Raw genomic sequence first — 19457 nt, forward strand, 5'->3', positions numbered from 1 at the left:
GGTAAGGTCTCCTTGAGTTCCCGGGTATTAAAATGCGTAAGAGATTGAAGCGGCCACGAAATCGCGGTCGTTGGTTTCGTTAAAGTCGCCACCGAAATAGTTGGTGTAACTGATGGAAGCCTTATAGGCATTCTGATAGGTAGCATCCAAGCCAAGCCCTACGGTCTTGTTCCCTTCTTTGAAGTTACCGCCTGGGTCCGGTGCGTAGCCCTTCACGTCATGAGAGAAATACAACTTGGGACGCAGGTTCACACCAGCAAAAGCACTTGGGTAGTCCCAGACAAACAAGGTGCGGTAGCCCCAGGAAAAGTCCGTGGTAAACCCGTCATTGGTGCAGTTGGTCGCATTGATGTTCAGGCGTTTCTCACTGTCTGTGCCCTGGCTACAGAAGTCGCCAGAGAAACTTGGGCCATCCAGCGGTACGGGGCCGACACCAAACATGCCGGAGCGGCCGTAACGGGCCTCGGACAAGTCAGGCAGGTCGTGTACGTAGGTAGCTCCCAGTTCAGCAATAATGATGAAGCGGTCTGCCCCCATGATCTGGTCGATAAAATGAATCAGCGTTGTTTGCGCTTGCGACACGCCATATCGGTCATAGCCATCTACGGCTTTGCCTGCGTAGTTGCCGCCCTTGGCCTGCTCACGCTGTTCCAGCTTACTGATCACCTGACCATCCGGGCCGCGCTGCTGCAGACCGCCGTAGATCAGCTCAAAGGTATTCCACTGAATGGGCATGTTCGGGCGGTAGCTGTACTCCGCACCCAGAGACGTACCGGTGGGCAGCGTGGTGTTGAAGCTCACGCCGAACAGATCGATGCCCTTTGGATAGTCGATAAAGTAGCTCGGGAAACGCGAGTCCTCCTTGGTGTCGTCACGCATCTGGCTGCCTTCAGGCGAAGCCGGGTTGTTCACCACACCGCTGATGTACGGCAGGCGGCTGTGATAACGGGTGTAGTAGAAGCCCACGTCGGCCTCTAGCTCGGTAACATACCAACGGACCGCTGCGCCGAACTGATCCTTATCACCGGGCTCTTTGTCACCAATTCGGGGCGCAATGAAGCCCTCTTCAAACGCCTGTCTGTCTGGAACCTGGCCTGCCAGCAGTACCGGGCCACATCCATCGGCCGCTACGTCGGCAGTCGAAAAGAACGTGCCGCAGTCATCAATCCGGAACGGTTCCCAGTCGGTCTGAACAAACGCCTCGAGTGTGACCTCAGGCGTCAAACCAACCGAGGTGTACAGCATTTCTACCGGCAGAAGCACGTCTTTCAATTCAGCACCCGGCGCACGAAACGCGGGCACATCGATTGGGTTGATCGCGTTTATACCGCCCAGGATAAAGGTACTTTCACCCCAGTTGACCACTTGACGACCGTAGCGAACCGCAACCGGAACATCTCCGACTTGCCAGTCCGTAAAGATATAGGCGTCGAGCAGGTCAATACCGGAGGCGTTGTCTTTCGCTTCGGAGTTCAGCTCACGCTGTTGACCGACCGGATCCACAGCGCGCTCGTTATCTTTAAGCTCGAAATCGTAGTAGTAGCTGGCCCGTCCGAGGAAGCCGACACGAGTCAGTACATCGCTGTCGGGCACGTAGTCCAGAAACAGCTCACTGCGGCCACGAAGAATGGTCGAGTACGGATCGCCTTTTTTGAAGTTGAGGTTACCGTCATCGAAGTTGTTGGAAGACGCACCGGTGTCGCTGTAAGCAAATTCGGGGCCCAGGTTACCTTGCGAGATCAGATCAGGATCCTGATCTTCCAAACGGTAAGCTGTACCTGCGGTCAGCGTGGTGCTGAACGACGCATCAATCTCGTAGAAGCTGAAATCAAAAGCGGCTGCGGTGGGCGCAAGGCACGCGATCTGGGTCGTCAGCGCTAGCTGAATAGACCTCGCTAAAATGGACTTTTTTATTGTCATTGCAATTACTCCGCACATTTTTTGGCGCAAGCGCTCCCGCCAAGCGGGAAACACGCCATGGTTATCGTTGTCGTTGTGAGAGGTTTTGAGCGCCGCCGGGTGTGGCGGCGCTACTAATTCGATGCCCCGTTTTATCCGCCCAGGGGAACACCTATGATGTCGCCAATTCCGCCTTCATCGCCTCCGTCATCTGGGTTGGAAGGCTGGTCAGAATCTTTACCCGAATCGGTTTGTCCCTCGCAGTCGGTTTCTTCAACACTCTGTACGACGCAGCCGTTTGTTACGGATACCGTTGCCGTTGTCGTCGCTGTTGCTGAGGTGAACAGCTCCAACATCTGTGCGGTCATTTCGGTAAAGACGGCGCTTGAGGAATACGCTTCTGCACTCTTCGTTCCTGCAGATATCGGATTACCGTGGGCACCTTCGGTGTAGCGTGTAATGACCGGGAAGGTATTGTTGTTCACCTTGATAGCATCCGCACCCATCGCTTTTGCGAGTGGATCCGTACCTGCCAAAGGCATGTTTTCGCCTTTTATAACGAAGCCGGTTTCCGCAATTGTGGTTTCAAGCGGTGGTAGAGCAGCCTGCTCATCGGCAGCGTTCGGAATCGTGTTGTCGGTTGGGCGCTCAGGATCGTCTGCGACACCCGCTATCTCGGTCAGGAGCACCGGCTGGTTTTTGTAGAACGGTGCGAACGCGGTTGGATCAACCGAATCCAACAACGACTGGAACACGTTGAAGTAAATGTTCAGCTCGGTACGGCCTTGTGCCAGCAAGCCATCGGATGCGTCATCCAACCCTGGCAACACTCGGGGTGCGACCGACTGCGAGTTCTCGACCAAGCGCGTGAAATTACCGCCGGTATTAAAGAACACGGAAGCCTGGATGCGGTTCAACTCGGTATTGTTGCCTTCGTCGATTGCCACGTTAGTAAGGTGAGGCACTGCCGCGCCGCCCATACCACTGAGTGAGTGGGTCATGAAATAGACACGGCTGGTGTCGATATTCAAACCGTTTGAGCAGTCAGGAGTGCTTGAGCAAGCATTGATGGCGTCTTCGATGTTCTGCAACGATGCGTTCACGTTGAGGAGATCAAGCGCGCTCTGACGCATGTTGTCGCGGGTGTTGGCGTAGTTCGCAAAATTGAGGAACAGATCACCGGAACCGGGCTCTTCAAGGCTCGCAGCTGGTACAGCATTCAATTCCGCGTCAGCTGCAAACCCGAAGTGACGTTCAGTGGCGTCTGCCGATGCGCCTGCCTGAGTCGAAATGGGGCTCAAACCTACAGCGCCACCGTTCTCGGTAAAAATACCGTGCAACGGCTGGTCAATACCAATGGTCACAAAGCAATCGTCAGCTGCACTAGAGATACAGGTCAGACCTGCGGCCGTCGCCATCGGCAGGATGGCCGAGCGGTCCTGAGTGGCAGCGTGCTGATAGATGATCACCGGGAAACCGTTTGCAGGCACTGCTGATGTCGTTGACGGAGCGGCGACCACAATCGGCACCGTGGTGTCAGCTGTTTTCGCTGCAAACGGGAACCGGTAACTGATGCGATCAGACGGAGCCTGCTCAAGTGAGGTGTCAGCGCTAAAGTCCGCTGGTGCCCAGCTATTGTTCTTCAGTACTGAACCATCACCATCAACCGGCAACGATTGGAAATACGGCAGAGTGATCTCACCCTCGTAAACACGAATATTTATCGGCGTTATACCGGTGGGATCTTGCTCCAAAGCAGGATTAACATCACCACCGGTGCGCTGACTGAAAACACTCACGGTTCTTGCCTTGGGCGTGTCGAGCAGTGCTTCCGCAGCGCTCGCCATAGCCTGCGCTTCGGCAGAGATATCTATATTGTCGTCACTCGCTTTGGCGGCGGCCGCCTGTATCGCATGAGCTAAACGGCGATCGCTCTCGGCGTTCACGATTACGTCACCATAGGCAACAGCGACACCTTGGGCATTTGCCGCTTCCAGAATTGCGGCCAACTCCGCGTCATAAAATTGACTGCTCGACGTGGTCAGGCTGGAATAAAGTGATGCGTTCAGGCTTTGCTCTGCCTGTGTAGCGTCCGCCAGAGCCTGGCCACTGAGGTTATAAAAACCGTCAAATAGCTTTTGCAGCTCGGTCTTACGCTGCTCGATGGTCAGCATTTCTTTGTAGTAAGTAACCGGAGCGGCGTTGGCCAACAGCACATCATCCACGGCCGTGGTGGTGATCATGGTGGCGTAAGGAATGTCGGCAAAGGTCGCTGCAAATTGTGCTGACGCTTCGTGCTCGCGCTTGAAGTCAAAATAATCGGCCGCCAGCTTGCGTGCCGGCAACATAGCATCCCGGAACGGCTGATACAGCGCATTGGACAGCACGCGATCAGGGTCAGCAACGCTCTGATAAGTCACGGAGCCAACCAGGGGCTTGCCCTCGGCATCGACAATAGAGTCACTCAGCGCCAGTACATACTGTGTTTTTTCATCAAGTGGGGTCAGCGGCAGGATGCGAATCAGGTTATTGGCGCCACCGTCGATATCGAGCATCTCAACGCGGAGTTTTTCTGCGCGAAGTTCAGCAAAGATGGCTTCCGCGCCCGCAGTATCGCCCGCTTCTTGCAACCGCAGCGCCTGGCGGTACTGTGCGGCCGTTGTCAGTCCCGGAGCTTCGCCGTCAACTGTCTTCAGTGGATCGCCACCGGCATAATCAACCGGAATCAGGAAAACGTTCTGATTCGGGTTCGGGATGGTTTTACCGTCTTCGGTCAAAACAAATTCGTTCGCATCCAGAGTTTGCCCTGCATCCAGGCTGGCACTGATCTTCACGTCAATGGGGGCGAGAACAGAAGCACCATCAAGGAAACCAATACCCTGAGTAACCGGGTTTGCCGGGTCCGTCCCGTTCAGCATGGTTCCGTCATCAACGTCGCTCAGGTAAAAAAGTGCGTCGCTAGGAATAACGAATTCTGTGTTCAGAGGAGCAAATAAAGGGTGGGTGCCTCGCTCTATGCTGGGTCCGCCGTTAACTTTGTAATCCGGGCTTGCGTTCTTATTGGTTTGACCACCGCTGTCCAAGCAGCCAGTGAGTCCCAGTGAAGCCGTAGATATAGCGGCAATTAAGGCATTGCGGATGAACATAGTTTTTATACCTCGGGGTTTCTTGTAATTCGGCGTCTTATGCGCCTTTAGTAGCCCCCACGTTGGTCTAATGCCAAAGGTTCCCAATTTTTCAAGTTTTTCTAATCAGGAATAGCCGAAACTACGGTTAACCCATTGAATACCTGCACAAAACTTACCAAAAAAAATTTAACTATCCGGATACCAACAAACCGCCCAGACTGGTAACATAGGTTCAGAACTAAAATAACCACTGCCCTGTTGTCATTTCCAACGGCGCATCACCGAGGTACCCGATTGGCCCTGCTTCCATTTCGCCAGTCCAAATCCAAGCGTTTCGAACGTCTTGTCCAGCCGCATCTGAAAGCCATGTACGCCTTCGCGTATCGTTTGACCGGAAGGCAGCATGATGCGGAAGACCTGGTTCAGGATGTAGTGGTAAAGCTTTATTCGAAATTGGACGAACTCGAGACCATCGATCAGTTACGGCCTTGGCTAAACCGGGTGCTATACCGCCAGTTTGTTGATTCGATTCGCAAACGCCCGGCAGGCCGAGAGGTTAATGCCAGCGTGATGGACGACACCGAATCGGCAACTTCGTATTTGGACACACTGCCAAGTGATTCCGCTGACCCGATCAGCGGCCTGACAGAAGCTTCAAACAACGTCGCGCTGACAAAAGCTCTGAACCAACTGACCCCAGACCAACGCACACTCATACTGCTTCATGATGTTGATGATTGGCGGCAAGACGATATTGCAGAGGTTCTGGAGGTGGCTGTTGGCACGATAAAATCGCGATTACATCGTACCCGGGCTGCGCTTCGAAAATTTTTACAAGCAGAACTGGAACCTTTTGAAGGTGGGCAACGTGAGCTTCAGTAAGGTGGACAAAATGAACTGCGAAACTTTTATTACCAACATAGACATTGAAGCCAACTGCAACCTTACGGCCGAGATGAAGCAACACGCAGAGGCCTGCCCTGAATGCGCACGGGCTCTGCGTGCAGCGCAGGAGCTTCAGTCAGGCATGCAAAGCATGGCGATACCGGAACCTTCCCGTGATTTTGAAGCCCGGGTGCTTGCAGCGGCAACGGGGGGCGACTCAAAAACCGGCAACCGGAACTGGCATATTCCTGCCTGGAGTGGCGCTATTGCAGCTGCGTTGGTGGTTGGTGTATTTATCGGTGGTGAGCTTTCTGCACCAGCCCCAGAGAGCGCTCCTGTGATAGCCCAGGAATCGGTTTCTTCAAGCGAAGTGGCTGCTACATCGCCTAAGCAGCAAACGGTTAAACTGGCGTTCAATTCTCACGACGCGGTTGAAAATGTCACACTTACGTTGGAGCTGCCTCCGAATATGGAGCTGGCCCCCTTCCCCGGCCGACACCGTGTGAGCTGGAAGGTGGATCTCAAGCCGGGAGACAACTTGCTGGCGCTTCCGCTGAATGTACTTTTCCCGGGCGCAGGAACGCTGGTTGCGCATCTTGATGATGGCAACAAAAGGAAAACTTTCCGTGCGGACATCGGCAAGACAAAGGAGCCGTCAACATGATGACCAAGCTAAACCCACTCATTTATGCAGCCGTTGCACTGAGCCTCGCGCTAGGTTCCGGAGCAGCCCTCGCTGAGCCAGATCTGGACGTGACCATGCGAATGGTGCTGGACGACGAATCGCTGGACGATTCATTTGTTCAGGAGATGGAACTCCCCGATTCCGTCAACGAGCTTACGCTTGGCGATTCGTTTGAAGCACTGGAGATCGATGATCTTAGGAACGAAGCACGTGAAACGCAGGAGTCTCTTGCGGCCGAAGCGCGGGAAACACGAGATGCGCTCGAACTGGAACTACCCGAAGAACAGCCTTCTGAATTACCTGAACTTGAACTAACGGAACCGGAGTTGCCCGACACCGAGCTGCCTACGGACAATCTTCCGGATCCGGGTTTGGAATTACCTATCGATACGCCAGTAGAGTTTCCTCAAACAACAACGCCCTGATAATCGCGATCGACCACGCAAATTACTTGCGATCCACAAGCACCTTCTCTTTCTTACTGCTTATACGATAAGCTATCCCTTAATGCGCCCGCACCTTGCCAGTATTAAGGGATCTGCTTTTGTCGTTTCACCTCACTAAATCTCTGTTTTTTGCTCTTGGCCTGAGCCTGTGCTCCGTGGCTGCAGCAAGCAACCTTGCAGATGGCAAGCGGGATTTTCGTTCTGGCGTGCAAGCTTTTCAGCAAGGCGATCTCGCTCAAGCAAGGGCTTTGCTCGAATCCGCCCGGCGTAAAGGCATTCAATCACTCTCCCTGAGCTACAACCTTGGCGTGGTCTACTACAAACTGGCCGAATACGGTCGATCTCGACAAGCGTTTTCCCTGCTTATAGGCACGAAGCAGTCGCCTTTAGCCCATTACAATCTGGGGTTAATTGCGTTGGCAGAAGACGACTCAGCGACGGCAAGACACCATTTCAATCTAGTAGCCAGCAATAGCGCGCAACCCAAACTCTCTAAACTCGCCTACGCTCAGCTCGAAAAGTTGGGTAACACCCAGCCCCGTCCAAAAAGTTGGCAAGCATTCCTCTCATTATCAGCGGGTTATGAAGATAATCTAGGGTTATTTCCAGATACAGCGGCCACCACGCTCGAAGACGGGTTTATTGAATCAATCGGGGCCGCTTCAGGTTACGCATACCAGGCCGGTAAGAATGCGATTAAATGGAAAACGCAGTTCTATACGCGGAATTATTTCGAAGAAAACGATTTCAATACGCACCTCCTGCGTCTTGGCACCGCATGGAATCGGCAGGTAGGTCGCAACAAAATCAGCTTGGGTCTTGAAGGGGATCAACTCTGGTTAGCCGATCAATCCCGGGAGCAAAGAGCTCGGCTGGTCGCGGGCTGGATTACCCCAACCTGCTCTACAACATCGCTGAGTGCAAGGTGCCAGATTAAACTCGAGGCCGAACAAATCTTCGCTGACAAGGCACGATTCGAGGCTTACCAAGGCCAGCATTATCGGCTGGACACTCGTTATCGGGCGAAGCACGGCGACTGGTCAGGTGAAGTGCAGTATCGATTTGATTTTAACGATCGGAAAGATCGAGAAATCGGGGATCAGTTTTTCAGCGTGTCACCCATGATGCACACGCTTGGCTTCAGGCTTTCCTATGTAATTACCCGCGCCTTTACGGTTGGAACCGATGCAAGCTTCCGACAAAGCGATTACACGCAGGCTCATCGATTCAATAACGGCAAAACCAAAAAACGATCAGACCAGCGGGTGGCCTATCATCTCAATGCCCGATACCAGTTTGACCAAACCTTTGCAGTGACTACAAAGCTAGGCCGCCTAAGTAACGAAAGCAATATCGATCGTTACCAGTACGACCGGGAAACCGTCACGCTGGGTGTGAACATTCGCCTATAAACACTGTGACACTGGAATAGTGCCACAGCGTGCCACATCCCATTGCTCGGCCGTCTTGCTTATGGAAGTTTGGCTCTGTTGTGAGGCTTGTCGAAATCAAGCGTCGGCCCTACCGGTACAACCCCCGTCGGGTTTATGGTTCCGTGACTGCGATAGTAGTGATCCTTGATGTGCTGCATATCAACGGTTTCAGCGACTCCCGGCCACTGATAAAGCTCCCGCATGAAATCGGTCAGATTCGGATAATCTGCGATCTGCTTGAGATTACATTTGAAGTGACCGTGATACACCGCATCAAACCGAATCAACGTAGTAAACAAGCGCCAGTCGGCTTCGGTGATCGTGTTACCAACCAGATAACGCCGTGTTACTAAACGCTGCTCAAGCGAATCCAAAGCTTCAAACAAAGGATACACTGCCTGTTCGTAGGCTTCCTGAGTTGTGGCAAAGCCCGCCTTATAGACACCGTTATTTACCTGATCGTAAACCTCAGCGTTCATACTATCGATTTCTTCCCGCAGTTCTTCCGGATAATAATCCCCCGGCTTTGCGCCAATACCGTCGAACGCTGAATTCAGCATCCGGATGATGTCAGCCGACTCGTTGCTGACCAGGCGGTTCTGATGCTTGTCCCACAGCACGGGAACGGTTACCCGGCCTGTGTATTCGGGGTCCGCGGCTGTGTAGATCTGGTGCATGTATTGCGCCTGATGAATTGGGTCTTGCACCACGCCTTTGTCCGGATTAAAGGTCCAACCGTGCTCGCGCATCAGCGGATTGACCACCGACACAGAAATCATCGATTCCAACCCCTTAAGCTTTCGAAATATCAGTGTTCGGTGAGCCCAAGGGCACGCCAGTGATACGTATAAATGATACCGGCCTGCTTCCGCTTTGAACCCTGACTCTCCGGTTGGACCAGCACTGCCATCGGCCGTTACCCAATTGCGAAATTGCGATTCACTTCGGGCAAACCGGCCGTTGTTCGATTTGGTGTCGTACCACTGATCTACCCACTTACCGTCTACAAGCAGTCCCATGTTTTACCTCCTGATCATGTGAAAACAAAGAACGATCCGTCAAAGTTCAATTTCGTTGTGCGATAGAAGTACTATAATTACTGAACCCTGAAGAAAATAGCGGAACAATTTGATACGTACCATCAGGAAAACTGAACCATGATTTCCCCGATCACACTGGATGCCCTACTTACTTTAGATGCCATCGATCGCCGACAGAGCTTTGCCGCTGCCGCCGAAGAACTTTTCCGGGTCCCGTCTGCAATTTCATACACGATCAACAAACTGGAGGACGACCTAGGCGTACCGCTTTTCGATCGCAGTCGTCGAAAAGCCGAGCTAACCCCGGTCGGGCGCCTGGTTTTGGAGCAAGGACGACAGATTCTTAAAGCAACCGATGAATTGACCGCTATGGCCAGGCGGGCCGCTGACGGCTGGGAAGTGGAACTCAGAATTGCTATCGACAGTGTGCTTGATTGCGCCCCTTTCTACAAACTCATTGAAGAATTCCAGCAAATTCAGCCTAAAACTGAAATCATACTGACTGAAGAGGTTCTTGGTGGCGGCTGGGATGCCTTGAGCGACGATCGCTGTGATCTTGTCATTGGTGCTCCGGGCGCGGCGCCAACGACAGGTTTTGGCATTCATTCTTTAGGCTATGTAGATTTCGACTTTGCTGTATCTGCGGGCCATCCACTGACCGACTTACCTCAGCCGATTCCGGTCAGTGCCATTCAAGACTACCCCACCGTAATCGTCGCCGACAGTTCTCGGCATTTACCAGCACGCTCATCCGGGTTGCTTGACGGCCGAAGTCGGATCATCGTCCCAACCATAGACCACAAAATCGATGCCCAGTGCAAAGGTCTTGGTGTTGGCTATTTGCCGCTCCACCGGATTACCGAGCAACTTGCTGATGGCCGGCTTGAAATTCTTGCTCTGGACACACCTCGCCCACCTTCTGAAATTTCCGTTGCCTGGCCCCGCGGAAACACCGGAAAAGGCCTCAAATGGTTTGTCGAACGCTTGAAACAAATGCATTTTGATCCAGTACACGGAGTTATTGCTAAGGCGAAAGACGATTAATATCGTCAAAGCCCTGCAAGCTCTTCATTTTTAACTACACTTGTTGTTCAGATCCCGTCGTCACTCACCGGTCTGAGGCGTGCCTCGCACTGTCATCAGAGCCAGACAGGAGAACTGCAGTGTTTAAAAAGATCTTTGGAGCTGTTGTTGCGTTAGGCATTTTGGCTCTGGCTATTTTTCTATTGATTGCCTGGGAATCTTCCATCAACCCAATCAGCCCTCCCGGTCCTGATGCATTCAGCAAAGAACAGATCAAACGGGGTGAAGTGCTGGCAGGGCTGGGCAACTGTGAAACCTGCCACACCACCGATCCTGCCAAGCCTTTAGCGGGCGGTCGGGCTATGCCAACGCCTTTCGGCACCCTCTATTCCACCAATATTACACCCGATCCGGACAAAGGCATTGGCCAGTGGTCGGAAGAAGCGTTTTCCCGAGCCATGCGGGAAGGCGTATCGCGATCAGGCTCACATCTGTTCCCTGCTTTTCCCTATACACATTTCACGAAATTGTCGGATGACGACATCTCCGATTTGTACGCCTACGTGATGTCACGACAAGCGATTGCGGCCGAACCACCTGAGAATACGCTCGAATTTCCCTACAATATTCGCCTGCTGCTGGCGGGTTGGAAATTGTTATTCTTTGACGAAGGTCGTTTCGAACCCGATGCGGATAAAGGCGATGTATGGAACCGTGGCGCTTATATCGCGGAAGGCGCCGGGCATTGCAGCGCCTGCCACACCCCCCGTAATGCCCTTGGCGCTGAAGATTCCGGGAAAGCGTGGGAAGGCGCCATTATCAATAATTGGTATGCTCCGGCATTAAACGCCAACAACCGCACACCCGCAGGTTGGACGGAAAAAGAAGCCTATGAATACCTTCGCCATGGCGGCTCGCCGTTCCACGGAGTGGCTGTCGGTTCGATGTCGGATGTGGTTCATGACGGATTAAAGTACGCGCCAGACAGCGACCTTAGGGCGTTAGCCGTCTGGCTCAGCGATCTGGCGCAAGCACCTGGCGAGCAGCAAGCTCACGACAGTTCCGCCACCGCTATCCGCACCGCTCAGCAACTCCAAAACCCCTCAACGATGATGGGCGAAGGCGAGCGCCTATTCGCCCATGCCTGCGCTGCCTGTCACTACAACGAACCGAATAACCCGAACACACTGCGACCGGATATGGCATTGAATAGCGCTATCAGCGCGCCCACACCCGTTAACCTCATCCGGGTAACGCTCAATGGCGTATCGCTTAAAGAAGGTATACCCGAGGCGATGATGCCAGGATTCGGCCAGGCTCTGAGCGACCGTCAAATCGCGAGCCTGCTGGCGTATCTCAGGTCCACCCATACTGACCTGCCAGCATGGACAGACTTGGAGCAACAGGTTCGCAACCAGCGCCCCTAACCCCCAGACAACTTGACCATAAACGGAGCAAGTAGAATGGCTACAGAATTCGAACTCAACGGTCAGCCCGTGACCGTTGATATTGAAAACGACACTCCCCTGCTCTGGGCCCTGCGGGATGACCTTGATCTGACCGGTACAAAATACGGATGCGGTATCGGGATGTGCGGGGCGTGTACCGTACTTGTCAACGGACGCGCGATTCGGTCCTGCATAACACCGGTAGAAGCAGTATCTGGTGCATCAATCACGACCATTGAAGGACTACACCCTGACGGACAACACCCGCTGCAAAAGGCTTGGGTTGAAACACAAACGCCCCAATGCGGTTACTGCCAAAGCGGTCAGATCATGCAAGCGGCTGCCATGCTGAAGGATTTCCCTGAACCAACCGACGCTCAGATTAATCAGGCCATGGGCGGAAACCTGTGTCGATGCATGGCGTATGTAAGGATCCGGGAAGCGATCAAGCTGGCAGCACAAGAAATGAAGGAAGCCCGCAGCACGAAGGAACAGGAAACAGGAGCGGCGACCAATGAGTAAGTTCTACCGCTATCTCAATGAGCCAGAAGGCATCAAGACCGCCACCAACCATGAGTCTGACGAACGCCTTCAGGTAAGCCGCCGGGGCTTTCTGATCGGTGCTGCAGGCGCAGGATTTACTCTGGCTTTTTTCCGTACAGGGTTTAGTTTTGCGCAACCTGAAGACGTGGTTAAAGAGGGTTCGTTCGAGCCTACCATCTGGTATCAGATTGAGCCGGACGGGCGCATTATCGTGAACATCGCCGAGGCCGAAATGGGCCAGCATGTGGGCACCGCACTGGCCCGTATCGTTGCTGATGAGCTGGAAGCTGATTGGTCTATGGTTGAGTTAAACCATGTAGACAGCGATCCCAAATGGGGACTGATGGTAACGGGTGGCAGCTGGTCAGTCTGGGAAAATTTCACGCCATTGAGTCAGGCCGGTGCTGCCGGGCGCATGGCCCTCATCGAAGAAGGCGCACGTTTGCTGGGTGTGAAACCCGATCAATGCGAAGCACGCAACAGCCGGGTGCTGGCCGGCAATCAATCGATCAGTTTCGGCGACATTGTCAGCCGCGGAAATCTGAGCCGGACTTACACCGCAGAAGACCTCAAACAGATGCCCATCAAGCCTGCAACCCAGCGCCGCCTGATCGGCCGTGAGTCTCGGGCTTTGGATATACCCGACAAGACGGACGGCGCCAGCCGTTATGGCCTGGACGCGAAAGTGGAAGGCATGGTGTACGGTCGCCCGCTGATTCCCCCCACCCGCTACGGGTCCACCATCAACAATATTGATGACAGCGACGCCAAATCAGTCAAGGGATATCAGCAAACCATCGTATTGGATGATCCCACTGATACCGTCCCCGGCTGGGCCGTTGTCATTGCGGATTCGTTTCACGCCGCCAACAAAGCAGCCAATAAAATTCGGGTCGATTGGGCCGCCGGTGATACCGCAGACGTGAGCGAACAGGACATACTCGATCACGGCGTGAAACTCATCGAGTCTCCAGACAAGGGGTCAATCATGTTCCCGGATGATGGCGTAGATGAAGCCTTCACCGACGCCGCAGAAATCTTTGAGCAGGACTACATTACTCATACCGTTCTGCACGTACAAATGGAGCCGGTGAATGCCCTCGCCTATGAAAAAGATGGCGTTTGGGAAATTCATACCGGCAATCAGTGGCAATCCTTGATCATTCCCGTACTGGCAAAGGCATTGGGAGTAAATGAAGACAAAGTGGTTATGCGCACCTATATGTTGGGCGGTGGCTTCGGGCGCCGACTGAACGGCGATTATGCGGTACCCGCTGCACTCGCGTCCCAAAAGCTGGGCAAACCTGTAAAGCTCGTGTTTACTCGCGAGGACGATATTCGCTTCGACTCGCCCCGCTCCGCCTCGTATCAACGCATGCGTATGGCCTTTGACCGCAATGGCAACCCCGTCGGTATGGAACACCATGCGACAGCGGGCTGGCCAACAGAAGTAATGGCGCCGTTCTTCATGCCAAAAGGGGCGAACGACGTGCCCTATGATCCGTTTTCTATACAGGGTGCGGCACATTGGTATTCCACTGGCCCCCACCGTGTTCGCGCCATATCCAATGATTTGGCGAATGCAACTTTTCGCCCGGGCTGGCTCAGATCCGTCGGTTCCGGCTGGATAAACTTCGCGCTCGAATCCTTTATGGACGAGGCTGCTCGGCACGTCGGCAAAGACCCAATCGAATTCCGCCTGAGCTTGCTCAAAGCGGAAGGCAAGAATGCAGGTGAAGCACCAAACTCGGTAGGTGGTGCATCGCGCCAAGCCAACGTACTGAAACGCGTAAAAGAGCTGTCGGGCTGGGGCGAGGAATTGCCCAAAGATACCGGGCTTGGCGTCGCAACTTCTTACGGGCAGGAGCGCAATATGCCCACTTGGACAGCTTGTGTCGCCAGGGTGCATGTGAACCGGCAAACCGGCCACGTAAAGCTCGAAAAATTAACGCTGGTAACTGATGCAGGCACCGTTGTTCACCCGGATGGAGCTCGTGCACAAGTCGAAGGTGCCGCACTCTGGGGGGCAAGCATGGCGTTACATGAAGGCACACACTATGAGAAGGGCGAACCCAAGGCCAAAAACCTCGACGCTTACACTCCGATGCGAATACGAGACGTACCTGAAATGGAGCTGGAATTCATAGACAGCAAAGAGGTGCCCGTGGGATTGGGCGAGCCGGCAACGACGGTAACCGGACCGGCTATCGCCAATGCAATCCACTCAGCTATCGGCGTGAGAATAAGAGAAATCCCCATTACGCCTGAAGCGGTACGCAACGCTTTAAACGCATAACGATCGTTTACTAACGTGAAAATACTATAATGCGAAGCTCTTCTAAATGGCACCGGATACCCCCTGCTTTTGCACTGGCTTTATGTGTCGGCTTGTTCTCGGCCGGGGGGGCTTTCGCAGAAACGAAAGTGCTGATCAGCAAAGACGTTCCCACCCGAAATTTTGACACCTCGTACCTGAATCAAATATTCGCGATGCAAATTCGCCGCTGGCCGAACGGCTCTCCGATTCAGGTGTTTGTTTTACCAAGCACTGATCCCATACACAGGGAATTTGTGGTCAATCACCTGAAAACCCAGGCTCATCAGATGGATCGTATATGGAATCGCATGCTGTTTACCGGCACAGGCAAACCACCAACAGTCGTCAGCTCCGAACGTGACATGTATCTGAAAATGCGAACTACGCCAGGAGCAATCGGTTACCTTTCGGCAGATTACCCGGTTGAGAACGTGCACGTGCTGGGAGAAAAAGAACAATGAGAAAACATCAATTAAGCCTGCTACTGCTCACGGTTATCACATGCACCCACGCCAGCGCGCACGAACTCCACGAAGACCTGCACGTACACGGGTTTGTGAATCAGGCAGCCTTGTATAGCCCGGACAACCCTTATGCTGGCAACGATGCCAGCAACGGTTCAGTCAAATTCCGAGAGATTGGCCTCAATGGTTATATCGAGCTTAATTCTGGATTGCGATTCGCCGGCCAGATTCTCAGCCGCCAACGGGACGAATTGGATGACGGTGATGTTCGCGTCGATTTCCTCTTAGCGGATTACCTGATTTGGAGCAATCAGTATGCAGCTTTTGGAGTGCGAGCCGGGAGGGTTAAAAACAACATCGGGTTTTACAATTCCATTCGGGACATTCCATCAGCAAGGCCGGGCTACAACGTCCCGGATTCCATCTATTTTGACGCATTCCGCGACCCTCTCCTGTCCACGGACGGGTTGAATTTATACGGTTCAGCACTGGTTTATGACAATCAGCTCACATGGGAAGCCACGATTGGACGCAGAGATATCGATAGTGAAGACTTTGAGTACTTTACGTTTGGTTATCCTCTCGAAGATGGCGACGCAGACGATGTGCCCATCTACCTGCTGAATCTCAATTTTGTTCCTTCTGCTTTGCGCGATCTGCGTCTCGGGGCCAGCTTTGTATCAACAAACATAGACTTTGATACGTCTCTCTCTGTTGCCGAAGCGCAACAACGTATGATGATGTCACCGCCCGGCGACGTACAGGCTAACCGGCACCGATACATTACGGCGGCAGAATTTGAAGCGCTGCTGGCCACCTTCTCTGTTCAATACAGTCTCAAGGATTGGGTGTTCACCTCGGAGTATCTACACCTCGATGCCGAGTTCGAAGGTGAAATTGTCGGTTCACCCGTTGAGAATGGAAAAAAAAGTCACGGATTTTACGTGCAGGCCGAATGGTTGCCCACCCCACGCACAACCTGGCTGATTCGCTATGAAGAACTTAAGTTCGGCGATGGCAAGAGCAGTCTGGAATACAATCCGTATAGAAGCTACGGCAAAGGCTGGACCCTCAGCAGCCGATGGAAGTTTGCTGAAGATTGGTTGCTTATCGGACAGGCTAGTTTTAACGAAGGAACCGCTTGGTTACCCGATTTTAAGGGCATTGAAGACGAACAGATTCAAAAGTACTGGAACTACTATGTCCTGTCATTGAACTATCAATTCTGATCCGCAGGAAGCACGATCATGTTCTTGAGTGTCAAATGGAAAGCGGTAATCTTTCTCAGCCTCGTATTTTTATTGATAACCGGCGCCTGGGTTTCACACCATGTTTATAACACCCTGAAAACCTATGACAATCGCATTGCGGAGAACCATGTAAAGCAGCAGCAGTTACTGATGCAGTTGCTGGATGACAATTTCCTGAGGCTCTCACAGCTATCCCAGCTCATCGCGGAAATTCCAGCCATTCAGAGGGCAAATTTTAAAGAAGCGCCTTCCGCTCTAGCCGCGGCACTCCAGCAGGAATGGAGCCAACTTAACATTAACACCGGCCTGGATTTCATCGGGGTATACGGCACTGATGGCACCCATGTGGCCAGCGGCTACAACCACGAGTTATTTCGAAATACCGAGGCACTCGAGGAAGCCATTTCGGTAGCCATGAGGACAAACAGAGAAAGCACTCCGGATTCCTTTTTGTTCTGTTATACCGGCTGCTCTCAGTTCGTGGTAGAGCCCTTTGTCCTGAACAACGGTGAAGAAGCTCTGATCGTGACCGCCCAGAACATGGCCGACATCATTCTCCGCTTTCACCAAATTTCTGGCCAGGATCTGGCCGTTCTGCTGCCACCGATTACCGAATCCTCCGGCGCGCAAACACGAATACTCGACAACTGGTGGCTCCGGATATGGGCCGCAAGTAACTTTGAACTATCGCTTGCGCAACTTCGCCAGATCGAGAAGCACACACCCTTTTCAGAAATCGCGACCGAAGAGGTCGAGCACAACGGTTCGCGCCTGTTGTTCGATAAGCTCAATCTTGCCGACTACTGGGCCTATGGCGAAAGGCCTGTATTACTGACCGTCAGTAATCATACCGAGCAACACCAGATGCTGATCAATGCTTTGACCTCCAGTGTCGCCATTGGTCTGTTCGTACTGGTCATTTCCGAAATGGTTCTGTTGTTCATCATGCTAACGCCCCTACGGCGCCTCACGGCTGTCGTACAGGCGCTTACTCTGTTACCCAAGCACCAGTATCGCGAGGCACTGACGAAAGTCGCGAAGCGCCAGGTTTACTTTCGAGACGAAGTGACCCAGCTGGAAAGCAGTACCCGTTATGTCATCCGTGAGCTGGAAACCCTGCACCTTGAGGTTGAAGAGAAAAGCCTCTCTCTGGAAGGCCAGGTTGCGATGCTGTCCCGTTCCAGGGCTTTTCTTGAGAGGCTGATCGACAGTTCACATTTGTTCATCGTTACGATGACACCCAGCAGCGAGATTCGTACCAGCAACGGGCGATTCGACAAGGAGTTCAAGCGTCCGCTAAGTAATTTTTCCCGGCTGTTTACAAGCAATGCCGCTGCCGAAGACTATCACCGAAAACTGGACCATCTGCGAAAGGGGGACTGCGAAGTTGTCCAATTCGATGCCGAATTCGTTAACGATCAGGGCGTAACCATCTACTTCGACTGGACATGTTCTATCGTTGAAGACGAGAAAGGTCGGGATACCATTCTGGCCATTGGCATTGATCTTACCCAGCGGAAGCGGGACGAAGAAGCGTTAGAATGGATGGCCAATAACGACCCGCTGACTGGTATCGGCAACCGCAGATGCTTCCAACACGATTTGCATAACCTGCTCGACACCCAAAAAAGCGGCGCTGTCATTTTTATCGACGTTAATCGATTCAAGCAAATTAACGACCTTTATGGCCACTCTGTCGGCGATACGGTATTGATCCAAATTGCCAACACACTAGGTGCCAGCGTGAGGTCCAGCGATTCGATTAGCCGTTTGGCCGGTGATGAATTCACCGTGATTTTGCCAAACATCGATGCTTCTCGACTCAGTCAATTCCTTGAAAAACTGTCTCACAATCTAGCCGGTCACGTTATTTTGGAAGATGAGAACCGCAGCGTTGAATATAACGTGAGCATTGGCGCGGCGCTGCTCCATGAACACGGGACCAACGAGCAAGACCTCATTGTCCACGCTGATATGGCTATGTACCAAGCAAAGAAAAAGGGCAACGGCCATTGGCAAATCTTCGACCCGGACAATAATGATCTGGCAAATTTAAGGCGCGATCATGATTTAACATCGCTATTGAAACTGGCGCTTAAACGGAATGATCTGTTCCAGCTAAATTTTCAACCGATCTACGCCATCGATGAGGCCGCAGTCAGTCATTACGAGGTCTTGCTCCGATTAACTGATACGGAACGACAAGCGGTCTACCCCAGCGACTTCATTCCCGCCGCTGAACGTATGGGGCTTATTCGCCTGGTGGACGAGTGGGTGCTGGACAACGCGCTCGAGAAGCTAGCGACAGACCACCGAAACGGTGCCAGCTATACCTTTTCTATCAACATTTCCGCCCCTACCCTCCAGTCAGCCGATTTCCCGGCGGTTCTGGCAGGGCTGATGAAAAAACACGAGGTAGCGCCCCGATTTATCGTTGTAGAGCTCACTGAAACGGCGTACATCGAGAATTTTCAGATGGTGCTCAGCAACCTTCAGAAGATCAGCGAGGCCGGTGTTTTGGTTGCGTTGGACGATTTCGGCGTTGGATTCTCCTCTTTCAGCTATCTGAAAAAGCTGCCACTGAGCTACGTAAAACTGGACGGCTCTTACATCATTGATCTGGAGAAAAACCCGGACAATCAGGTTTTCGTAGAAAGCCTGACCAATATGGTCAACGCATTCGGCATGAAAACCATCGCTGAATTTGTAGAAGACGCGTCTACCCTGAAAAAACTGCACGAACTCGGCGTAGCCTACGCCCAGGGTTATTACATCGGCAAACCGTTACCGGTTCTCGATGACATGATCACCAAGGAGAACATCAATAGGATTAATACCCAACAGGCACATCGATGAAATGGCCTTGCGTGCCTGCTCTCAGTTTATTGGCGTGAGC

At 52.9% G+C, this 19457-nt stretch carries 14 protein-coding genes; 11 read left to right on the forward strand and 3 right to left on the reverse strand.

The window, feature by feature from the left end; all coding sequences use genetic code 11:
- Nucleotides 1–27 precede the first annotated feature (27 nt).
- Both JAO79_RS15745 and JAO79_RS15750 read right to left on the reverse strand, forming a co-directional pair.
- Nucleotides 28–1920 carry a DUF1302 domain-containing protein gene (locus JAO79_RS15745; protein ID WP_199008182.1) on the reverse strand — a complete coding sequence of 631 codons (1893 nt, stop codon included), beginning with the start codon at nt 1918–1920 and terminating at the stop codon, nt 28–30.
- Between the two features lie 131 nt (nt 1921–2051).
- A complete protein-coding gene (locus tag JAO79_RS15750; protein ID WP_199008183.1) occupies nt 2052–5045 on the reverse strand; it encodes a hypothetical protein in 2994 nt (997 codons plus the stop codon).
- A gap of 276 nt (nt 5046–5321) precedes the next feature.
- Here JAO79_RS15750 and JAO79_RS15755 point away from each other — a divergent pair, with 276 nt between their 5' ends.
- The 4 genes from JAO79_RS15755 (at nt 5322) to JAO79_RS15770 (ending at nt 8455) form a co-directional block, all read left to right on the forward strand.
- Nucleotides 5322–5909, forward strand: a complete 588-nt coding sequence (locus tag JAO79_RS15755; protein WP_199008184.1) for an RNA polymerase sigma factor — start codon at nt 5322–5324, stop codon at nt 5907–5909.
- A 10-nt stretch (nt 5910–5919) separates the two neighbouring features.
- The gene (locus JAO79_RS15760; protein ID WP_199008185.1) at nt 5920–6576 is read left to right on the forward strand and encodes an anti-sigma factor family protein; all 657 of its coding nucleotides are present in this window, start codon (nt 5920–5922) and stop codon (nt 6574–6576) included.
- Nucleotides 6573–7022, forward strand: a complete 450-nt coding sequence (locus tag JAO79_RS15765; protein ID WP_199008186.1) for a hypothetical protein — start codon at nt 6573–6575, stop codon at nt 7020–7022. Before JAO79_RS15760 ends, JAO79_RS15765 begins: the two co-directional genes overlap by 4 nt.
- A gap of 176 nt (nt 7023–7198) precedes the next feature.
- On the forward strand, nt 7199–8455 hold the full coding sequence (locus JAO79_RS15770; RefSeq protein WP_199008187.1) for a hypothetical protein: 1257 nt from the start codon (nt 7199–7201) through the stop codon (nt 8453–8455).
- A gap of 59 nt (nt 8456–8514) precedes the next feature.
- Here the strand turns inward: JAO79_RS15770 and JAO79_RS15775 are convergent, their stop codons facing one another.
- Nucleotides 8515–9495 (reverse strand): glutathione S-transferase family protein, encoded by a 981-nt coding sequence (locus JAO79_RS15775; RefSeq protein ID WP_199008188.1) that lies wholly within the window; start codon nt 9493–9495, stop codon nt 8515–8517.
- A 138-nt stretch (nt 9496–9633) separates the two neighbouring features.
- On the opposite strand from JAO79_RS15775, the gene JAO79_RS15780 reads away from it, so the two are divergent.
- From JAO79_RS15780 to JAO79_RS15810, 7 genes are all read left to right on the forward strand, one after another.
- The gene (locus JAO79_RS15780) at nt 9634–10560 is read left to right on the forward strand and encodes a LysR family transcriptional regulator (RefSeq protein ID WP_199008189.1); all 927 of its coding nucleotides are present in this window, start codon (nt 9634–9636) and stop codon (nt 10558–10560) included.
- A 119-nt stretch (nt 10561–10679) separates the two neighbouring features.
- A complete protein-coding gene (locus JAO79_RS15785) occupies nt 10680–11966 on the forward strand; it encodes a c-type cytochrome (RefSeq protein ID WP_199008190.1) in 1287 nt (428 codons plus the stop codon).
- 36 nt (nt 11967–12002) lie between these two features.
- A complete protein-coding gene (locus JAO79_RS15790) occupies nt 12003–12509 on the forward strand; it encodes a (2Fe-2S)-binding protein (protein WP_199008191.1) in 507 nt (168 codons plus the stop codon).
- On the forward strand, nt 12502–14826 hold the full coding sequence (locus tag JAO79_RS15795) for a xanthine dehydrogenase family protein molybdopterin-binding subunit (RefSeq protein WP_199008192.1): 2325 nt from the start codon (nt 12502–12504) through the stop codon (nt 14824–14826). The genes JAO79_RS15790 and JAO79_RS15795 overlap by 8 nt, the downstream gene beginning before the upstream one ends.
- Before the next feature lie 128 nt (nt 14827–14954).
- Nucleotides 14955–15308, forward strand: a complete 354-nt coding sequence (locus tag JAO79_RS15800; protein WP_199008193.1) for a substrate-binding domain-containing protein — start codon at nt 14955–14957, stop codon at nt 15306–15308.
- A gap of 95 nt (nt 15309–15403) precedes the next feature.
- Complete coding sequence (locus JAO79_RS15805) at nt 15404–16540, forward strand: hypothetical protein (RefSeq protein WP_199008194.1); 1137 nt, start codon at nt 15404–15406, stop codon at nt 16538–16540.
- Nucleotides 16541–16558: 18 nt separating this feature from the next.
- Nucleotides 16559–19417 carry an EAL domain-containing protein gene (locus JAO79_RS15810; protein ID WP_199008195.1) on the forward strand — a complete coding sequence of 953 codons (2859 nt, stop codon included), beginning with the start codon at nt 16559–16561 and terminating at the stop codon, nt 19415–19417.
- Nucleotides 19418–19457 lie beyond the last annotated feature (40 nt).

The sequence above is a fragment of the Marinobacter litoralis genome (genome assembly GCF_016427555.1).
GTDB lineage: Bacteria > Pseudomonadota > Gammaproteobacteria > Pseudomonadales > Oleiphilaceae > Marinobacter > Marinobacter litoralis_A.

Bases quoted from the DNA above. Each gene is read 5' to 3' on its own strand.
- JAO79_RS15745 (WP_199008182.1), bottom strand. From the start codon at position 1,920: ATGACAATAAAAAAGTCCATTTTAGCGAGGTCTATTCAGCTAGCGCTG.
- JAO79_RS15750 (WP_199008183.1), bottom strand. From the start codon at position 5,045: ATGTTCATCCGCAATGCCTTAATTGCCGCTATATCTACGGCTTCACTG.
- JAO79_RS15760 (WP_199008185.1), top strand. From the start codon at position 5,920: ATGAACTGCGAAACTTTTATTACCAACATAGACATTGAAGCCAACTGC.
- JAO79_RS15765 (WP_199008186.1), top strand. From the start codon at position 6,573: ATGATGACCAAGCTAAACCCACTCATTTATGCAGCCGTTGCACTGAGC.
- JAO79_RS15775 (WP_199008188.1), bottom strand. From the start codon at position 9,495: ATGGGACTGCTTGTAGACGGTAAGTGGGTAGATCAGTGGTACGACACC.
- JAO79_RS15780 (WP_199008189.1), top strand. From the start codon at position 9,634: ATGATTTCCCCGATCACACTGGATGCCCTACTTACTTTAGATGCCATC.
- JAO79_RS15790 (WP_199008191.1), top strand. From the start codon at position 12,003: ATGGCTACAGAATTCGAACTCAACGGTCAGCCCGTGACCGTTGATATT.
- JAO79_RS15795 (WP_199008192.1), top strand. From the start codon at position 12,502: ATGAGTAAGTTCTACCGCTATCTCAATGAGCCAGAAGGCATCAAGACC.
- JAO79_RS15810 (WP_199008195.1), top strand. From the start codon at position 16,559: ATGTTCTTGAGTGTCAAATGGAAAGCGGTAATCTTTCTCAGCCTCGTA.